Annotated in this window: 8 protein-coding genes; 6 read left to right on the top strand and 2 right to left on the bottom strand. The window is 68.0% G+C overall.

The genetic code is table 11. The annotated features are described in order from the left end of the window. The 5 genes from ACV4UZ_RS00040 to ACV4UZ_RS00020 all read left to right on the top strand — a co-directional run. Positions 1-566: L-lactate permease (locus ACV4UZ_RS00040; protein WP_491598920.1), on the top strand; the 566-nt coding region annotated here is incomplete at its 5' end. Positions 567-660: 94 nt separating this feature from the next. Then, complete coding sequence (locus ACV4UZ_RS00035; protein WP_491598919.1) at positions 661-1,377, top strand: gamma-glutamyl-gamma-aminobutyrate hydrolase family protein; 717 nt, start codon at positions 661-663, stop codon at positions 1,375-1,377. Continuing rightward, a complete protein-coding gene (locus ACV4UZ_RS00030) occupies positions 1,374-2,258 on the top strand; it encodes a pseudouridine synthase (protein ID WP_491598918.1) in 885 nt (294 codons plus the stop codon). Before ACV4UZ_RS00035 ends, ACV4UZ_RS00030 begins: the two co-directional genes overlap by 4 nt. Continuing rightward, entirely contained in the window at positions 2,233-2,796 is a 564-nt protein-coding gene (gene rsmD, locus ACV4UZ_RS00025) for a 16S rRNA (guanine(966)-N(2))-methyltransferase RsmD (protein WP_491598917.1), read from the top strand. Before ACV4UZ_RS00030 ends, rsmD begins: the two co-directional genes overlap by 26 nt. A gap of 249 nt (positions 2,797-3,045) precedes the next feature. Further along, complete coding sequence (locus tag ACV4UZ_RS00020; protein WP_491598916.1) at positions 3,046-4,377, top strand: DNA recombination protein RmuC; 1,332 nt, start codon at positions 3,046-3,048, stop codon at positions 4,375-4,377. Positions 4,378-4,402: 25 nt separating this feature from the next. Here the strand turns inward: ACV4UZ_RS00020 and mtnA are convergent, their stop codons facing one another. Together mtnA and ACV4UZ_RS00010 are read right to left on the bottom strand one after the other, a co-directional pair. Next, positions 4,403-5,491 carry an S-methyl-5-thioribose-1-phosphate isomerase gene (gene mtnA, locus ACV4UZ_RS00015; RefSeq protein ID WP_491598915.1) on the bottom strand — a complete coding sequence of 363 codons (1,089 nt, stop codon included), beginning with the start codon at positions 5,489-5,491 and terminating at the stop codon, positions 4,403-4,405. Continuing rightward, entirely contained in the window at positions 5,491-6,375 is an 885-nt protein-coding gene (locus ACV4UZ_RS00010) for an S-methyl-5'-thioadenosine phosphorylase (RefSeq protein ID WP_491598914.1), read from the bottom strand. The genes mtnA and ACV4UZ_RS00010 overlap by 1 nt, the downstream gene beginning before the upstream one ends. A gap of 74 nt (positions 6,376-6,449) precedes the next feature. On the opposite strand from ACV4UZ_RS00010, the gene ACV4UZ_RS00005 reads away from it, so the two are divergent. Continuing rightward, complete coding sequence (locus ACV4UZ_RS00005; RefSeq protein ID WP_491598913.1) at positions 6,450-7,532, top strand: PA0069 family radical SAM protein; 1,083 nt, start codon at positions 6,450-6,452, stop codon at positions 7,530-7,532. Positions 7,533-7,547: the final 15 nt, after the last annotated feature.

The following is a 7,547-nucleotide window of genomic DNA, read 5'->3' as shown; positions in this document are numbered from 1 at the left end:
ACACCCTGAACCTGGTGTCGGCCACCGGCACCGCCATCCTGATCTCGGCCATCATCACCATCATCTTCCTGGGGATGAAGGGCTCGGACGGGCTGAAGACCTTCGGCGAGACCCTGAACGAGCTGAAGCGTCCCATCTACACCATCGGCACGGTGCTGGCCTTCGCCTACGTGGCCAATGCCTCGGGCCTGTCGACCACGCTGGCCCTGCTGCTGACCGGCGCCGGCGACGCCTACCCCTTCTTCTCGCCGGTGCTGGGCTGGCTGGGCGTGTTCCTCACCGGTTCGGACACCTCGTCCAACGCCCTGTTCGGCGCGCTGCAGGCCACCACCGCCAAGCAGCTGGGGGTCAGCGACATCCTGATGGTCGCCGCCAACACCACCGGCGGCGTCACCGGCAAGATGATCTCGCCCCAGTCCATCGCGGTGGCCTGCGCCGCCGTGGGCCTGGTGGGCCACGAGTCGAACCTGTTCCGCTTCACCCTGAAGCACAGCATCTTCTTCGTCGCCATCATCGGCGTGATCACCTGGGTGCAGGCCTACTGGCTGACCTGGATGATTCCCTGAATTACCCTCCCGCATCCCCTGATGCAGGACAAACTGGCCCGGGCGCTTGCGTCCGGGCCTTTCTTCTTTGCCGCCGGGGGGGTATAGAAACGTCATGAGCCTCTCGCCCCCTCTCATCGGCATCACCCTGGACAGCGAGGAACCCGGCGGCTATTCCCGCATGCCGTGGTACGCGCTGCGCCGCAACTACGCCGAAATCGTCGTCCGCGCCGGCGGGCTGCCGGTGATGCTGCCGCACGAACCCCGTCTGGCCGCCGCCTTCCTGGAGCGTATCGACGGGCTGATCGTCACCGGCGGGGCCTTCGACGTCGACCCCGCCCTGTTCGGCGCCGAGGCCCGCGCCGGGCTGGTGCTGAAGCGGGGCCGGACCCAGTTCGAGCTGGCCATGGTGCAGGGCGCCCTGGAGCGCGACATGCCCATCCTCGGCATCTGCGGCGGACAGCAGCTGCTCAACGTGGCGCTGGGCGGCACCCTGATCCAGCACATCCCCGACGAGGTGGAAGGCGCCCTGGCCCACGAGCAGCCCAATTCCCGCTCCGAGCCCGGCCACTGGGTGGAAATCGCCGCCGAAACCCGGCTTGCCGCCATCGTCGGCGAGACGCGCATTCCGGTGAACTCGGCCCACCACCAGGCGGTGCGCGAGGTGGCGCCCGGCTGCGTCGTCAACGCCATCGCCCCCGACGGGGTGATCGAGGGCATCGAGGCGACGGGAAAGACCTTCTGCATCGGGGTGCAATGGCATCCCGAATACGACATCAGCCCGGCGGATTCGGCCCTGCTGCGCGCCTTCGTGGGAGCATGCCGGTCATGAGTGAGGACAAGGGCGAACGGATTGCCAAGCGGCTGGCCCGCGCCGGTCTGTGCTCGCGCCGCGAGGCCGAGCGCTGGGTGGAAATGGGCCGCGTCTCCGTCAACGGCAAGACGCTCGACAGCCCAGCCTGCGTGGTCGGACCCGGCGACATCGTCCTGGTGGACGGCACGCCGCTGGCCGAGCCGGAAAAGACCCGGCTGTGGCGCTATCACAAGCCCGCCGGTCTGGTCACCACCCACCGCGACCCCGAGGGGCGCCCCACCGTGTTCGAGCACCTGCCGGACGGCATGCCCCGGGTCATCTCGGTGGGCCGTCTCGACCTCAATTCCGAAGGCCTGCTGCTGCTGACCAACGACGGCGAACTGGCCCGCAAGCTGGAACTGCCGTCCAACGCCTGGGTGCGGCGCTACCGGGTGCGCGTCCACGGCGACGTTTCGGAAGACGCCCTGGCCCGGCTGGAGAACGGCATCACCATCGACGGCATGGAATATGGTTCCATCAGCGCCACCCTCGATCGCCGCCAGGGCGCCAACGCCTGGCTGACCGTCTCGCTGAAGGAAGGCAAGAACCGCGAAATCCGCCGGGTGATGGACTATCTCGGCTGGCCGGTGTCGCGGCTGATCCGCGTCTCCTACGGCCCCTTCCAGCTGGGCACCCTGGCCGAAGGCGCCGCCGACGAGGTGGCGGGCAAGGTGCTGCGCGAGCAGTTGGGCGAGGGCAAGCCGGTGCTCAAGCCCAAGGCCGAGCACAAGCCGGCCGGCGAGCGCGAAAAGGAGCAACGGGTCGCCGCCCGCGCCCGCAAGCAGAAGCTGGCCGAGGACAAGCGCGCCGCCCTCGCCAAGAAGGCAAAGCCCCATGAGAATCGTCGCCGGCCTTCATAAGGGCCGCCGCCTGGAGGCGCCTTCGGGCCGCGACACCCGGCCCACCGCCGACCGGGTGCGTCAGGCCCTGTTCGACATCCTGATGCATTCCGATCTGGTGGAGATGGAGGGAGCCCGCGTGGTGGATGCCTTCGCCGGGTCGGGGGCGTTGGGCCTGGAAGCCCTGTCGCGTGGCGCGTCCCATGCCAGCTTCCTGGAACTGGCGGCCCAGCCCCTGGCCGTCCTCTACGCCAACGTCAAGGCGCTGAAGGAGGAAGCGCGGGCCAAGGTGATCCGCGCCGATGCCGCCAGGCCCCCCGCCGCGCCCCATGCCTGCACCCTGGCCTTTCTCGACCCGCCCTATCATTCCGGGCTGGCCGCGCCCTGCCTGGAGGGCCTCGCCGCCAAGGGCTGGCTGGAGCCGGGCGCCCTGGCGGTGGTGGAAGTGGCCGCCGACGAGGCCTTCACGCCGCCGGCCGGCTTCGACGCGGTGGACGAGCGCCCGCGCGGCGCGGCGCGGCTGGTGTTCGTGGTCTGCAATCTGGAAAATCACGGCTGACATGGTTATGATAGGGAGGAAGCCGACGCCGGGTTGCAGCCCGACGCCGGCCACTCCTAGGCCCTGGTGACGATCAGGCGGACGAGAATCCGCCAGAGGCGAAACCGGAGCACCAGGAGAAAGGGCATCTTGTTCATGCACTTTCCTCCGTGACGGCGGACCGGACCATCCCGGCCCGCCGTCGTCATTTGTATCCGCGCGCAAAGCGTGCTACAAGGCAATCGTTCCTGTAATGTTCGGATGATTGCCATGGATTTCGCCCTGATCTCCGCCGCCCTGTCCCTGGCCGCTCTGGCGGGCGTGGTGGTCCTGCTGCTGCGCCGGAAGGACGATTTGTCCGAGCGCCTCGACCGGCTGGAGCGGGTGTTGCGCGACGAGGCCCGCCAGGACCGGCGCGAGACCGCCGAGATGATCCGCGATCATCAGACCGCTTCCGCCGCCGCCGCCGACAAGTACCACACCGAGCTGCGCATCCTGGTGGAGACCAAGCTGGCCGAGTTCCGCTCGGACCAGGCCACCCAGGCCCGAGCCTTGCGCGAAGAGGTGCTGGGCGGCATCAAGCAGCTGGGCGAGGGCATCGGCAAGACCGTGTCGGAACAGACCCGCGTGGTCTCCGAGCATCTGGACAAGCTTCGGGGCGAGAACACCGCCAAGCTGGAGCAGATGCGCCAGACCGTGGATGAAAAGCTGCAGGGCACCCTGGAAAAGCGCCTGGGCGAATCCTTCAAGCTGGTCTCCGATCGCCTCGAGCAGGTCCACAAGGGCCTGGGCGAGATGCAGAATCTCGCCAGCGGCGTCGGCGACCTGAAGCGGGTGCTGACCAACGTCAAGACCCGTGGCACCTGGGGCGAGGTGCAGTTGGGCGCCCTGCTGGAACAGATCTTCCGCGCCGACCAGTACGTGCGCGAGGCCAATTGCCGGAAGGGCAGCCTGGAGCGCGTCGACTTCGCCATCCGCCTGCCGGGCAAGGGCGACAACGAACCGGAAGTCCTGCTGCCCATCGATTCCAAGTTTCCCAACGAGGATTACGAGCGGCTGCAGCTGGCCGTGGAGCGCGCCGACGCCGAAGCCGTCGAGGCCGCGGCCAAGGCGCTGGAAGCCAGGGTCAAAAGCTTCGCCCGCGACATCCGCGACAAATACGTCAATCCGCCGGCCACCACCGACTTCGCCATCCTGTTCCTGCCCACCGAGGGTCTTTACGCCGAGGTTCTGCGCCGTCCCGGCCTGGTGGACCTGATCCAGCGCGACTACAAGGTCGTCGCCGCCGGGCCGACCACCCTGGGGGCCATCCTCAACGCCATTCAGATGGGCTTCAAGACCATGGCCATTGAGAAGCGCTCGTCCGAGGTGTGGGAGATCCTGGGGGCGGTCAAGACCGAGTTCGGCAAGTACGGCGACGTGCTCGACAAGGTGCAGAAGAAGCTGCAGGAGGCGTCCAAGACCATCGACGACGTGGCGGTCAGGAAGCGTGCCATCGACCGGCAATTGCGCAAGGTGGAAGCCATCCCCGATGCCGGGGTCGAGGCTCTGCTGGCCCTGGGCGCCACCGCCATCGACGACGCGGGCGAGGACGAGGGGTGATGCGGGCGGGACGCCCGCTCTGCCCTTACGCCTTCTCCGGAAACAGCCCCTTCAACCCCTCGGCCGAGGCTTCGCACACGCCGCGTTCGGTGATCAGGCCGGTGACCAGACGGGCCGGGGTGACGTCGAAGCCGTAATTGACGGCCGCCGAGCCATCGGGAGTGACCTGGACCTCGTGGACCACGCCATCCTCGGTCTTGCCGAAGATGTGGGTCTGCTCGCGGGCCGAGCGGGTCTCGATGGGGATCTCCCTGACCCCATCGGCGATGGTCCAGTCGATGGTGGGGCTGGGCAGGCCCACATAGAAGGGGACGCCGTTGTCCTTGGCGGCCAGGGCCTTCAGATACGTGCCGATCTTGTTGCAGACGTCGCCGTTCCTGGTGGTGCGGTCGGTGCCGACGATGCAAAGGTCGACCATGCCGTGCTGCATCAGATGGCCGCCGGTATTGTCGGCGATCACCGTATGGGGCACGCCGTGCCAGTTCAGCTCGCGGGCGGTCAGGCTGGCGCCCTGGTTGCGGGGCCGGGTCTCGTCCACCCACACATGGACGGGAATGCCGGCATCGAAGGCCTTGTAGATGGGAGCCAGCGCCGTGCCCCAATCCACCGTGGCCAGCCAGCCGGCGTTGCAGTGGGTGAGGATGTTGATGGTGCGGCCCTTGGCCTTGTAATGCTCGGCGATGATTTTGGCGCCGTGGACGCCGAGAGCGGCGTTCTGGGCGGAATCCTCGTCGCAGATCTCTCCGGCGCGCTCATAGGCGGCATCGACCCGGTCCCTGACCGCCAGCGGCTTTAGCACCGCCATCATCTCATCCAGGGCCCATTTCAGGTTGATGGCGGTGGGCCTTGTGGCGTGCAGCACGGCGTAAGCCTTCTCCAGGCCCTTGTCGGAGGCGTCCTCCAGGGCGGCCAAGGCCATGCCATAGGCGGCGGTGGCGCCGATCAGCGGCGCGCCCCGCACCCACATGTCCTTGATGGCCTTGGCGGCGTCGTCCAGGGACGTCAGCGCCACGGTGACGAAGTCGTGGGGCAGCCGGGTCTGGTCGATGATCTCGACCACGCGCCCGTCGGCGCCCAGCCAGATGGTGCGATAGGGGGTGCCGTTGATCAGCATTATTTGAGGACCCTTCCGGCCACCGCGTCCAGCCTGCCCACCACCGCCGGGTCGCGGACCTCGCCATGGGTGATGATGGCGTTGTCGAGCGCGGTGTGGCAGCCCTTGGCGCAGGGGCTCTTGCGCCCGGTGACCTTGGGGGCGACGGCCTTGACCAGGGAGCGGGCCCGGTCGGCATTGGCCAGCAGGACCTTGACGATGGCGTCGACGGTGACCGCGTCGTGGTCGGGATGCCAGCAATCGTAATCGGTGACCATGGCGACCGAGGCGTAGCACATCTCGGCTTCGCGGGCCAATTTGGCCTCGGGCATGTTGGTCATGCCGATGACGTCGCAGCCCCACTGGCGGTAGAGGTTGCTTTCGGCTTGCGTGGAGAATTGCGGGCCTTCCATGACCAGATAGGTGCCACCGCGCACCGCGACGATGCCGGCTTCCCTGGCCGCCGCCTCGACCATGTCGCCCAGGCGGCCGCAGACCGGGTGGGCCATGGAGACGTGGGCCACCAGACCGGTCTCGAAGAAGCTCTTGGTGCGCGCGAAGGTGCGGTCGATGAACTGGTCGACGATGACGAAGGTGCCGGGCGGCAGTTCCTCCTTCAGCGAGCCCACGGCGGACACCGACAGAATCTCGGTGACGCCGGCCCGCTTCATGGCGTCGATATTGGCGCGGAAGTTCAGCTCCGACGGCGGAATGCGGTGGCCGCGCCCGTGGCGGGGCAGGAACACCAGCTGCTGGCCGTCGAGGTCGCCGAACAGGAACTCGTCCGAGGTGGGGCCGAACGGGCTTTCCACCCGGCGCCATTCCTTGTTGGTCAGCCCGTCGATGTCATAGACGCCCGAACCGCCGATGATGCCCAGCACGGGAGTGGAATGTCCGTCCGCCATGGAAAAGCCCCTTGGAAAGCGATGGTCCGCCGGTGTTAGGGCAAATCCGCTGGAGAGGCAAGCGTGTTCGTGTTATGTTCCGGATCATGGCTCCCGAGGACTGGCCCAAGGCGCGTGGCGCCCGCTCCAACCCTGCTCCACGCTTCGACCGTCTCAGCGCCGAGGCGGTGGACGACGGCTGGGACCTGGCCGAGGAGGAGGCGCCGGCCCCCGGCACCACCATCCATGTGGAGCGGGCGCGCTCGATCCTCAGTCGCAACGACTCGCCCGACATCCCCTTCGACCGCTCGGTCAACCCCTATCGCGGCTGCGGCCATGGCTGCGTCTATTGCTTCGCCCGGCCGAGCCACGCCTATCTCGACCTGTCGCCGGGTCTGGATTTCGAGACCAAACTGTCGGTCAAGCCCGCCGCCCCCGCCTTGCTGGAGGCGGCGCTGAGGAAGTCCGGCTATCATCCCGCCCCCATCGCCTTCGGCACCAACACCGATCCCTACCAGCCCATCGAGCGCGACTGGAAGATCATGCGCGGCTGCCTGGAGGTGCTGGCCGCCTTTGCTCATCCGGTGATGATCACCACCAAGGGCTTCCTGGTGACGCGGGACGTGGACATCCTGGGGCCCATGGCTGCCCTGGGACTGGCGGCGGTGGCGGTCAGCGTCACCACGCTGGACGCCCGCCTGCACGGCAAGCTGGAGCCCCGCGCCTCGTCGCCCTCCCGGCGGCTGGAGGCCATCCGTCGCCTGTCGGCCGAAGGCGTGCCCACCATGGTGATGGCGGCCCCCATGATTCCGCGTATCAACGACCACGAGTTGGAAGACATCCTGGCGGCGGCTCGGGACGCCGGTGCCCGGGCGGCGGGTTTCACCCTGCTGCGCCTGCCCCACGAGGTGAAGGATCTGTTCGCCGAGTGGCTGGAGGCGCACTTTCCCGAGCGCAAGGCCCATGTGCTGTCCCTGATGGCACAGCAGCGGGGCGGAAAGCTCAACGATCCCCGCTTCGGCAAGCGCATGAGCGGCGAGGGTGAGCATGCCCGCCTGCTGGCCCAACGCTTCCACGTGGCGGTGCGCAAGCTGGGCCTGGAGAATGGGCGGGTGACGCTGGACTGTTCCCGATTCAAGCCGCCGCCCCGGGTGGGGGATCAACTGGCGCTGTGGTGAGTGGCCTCGGGAGAT

The organism is Paramagnetospirillum sp., assembly GCF_058402745.1.
The sequence above is the reverse complement of the archived record's forward strand: the minus strand, read 5'-3'. Positions and strand labels throughout refer to the sequence as shown.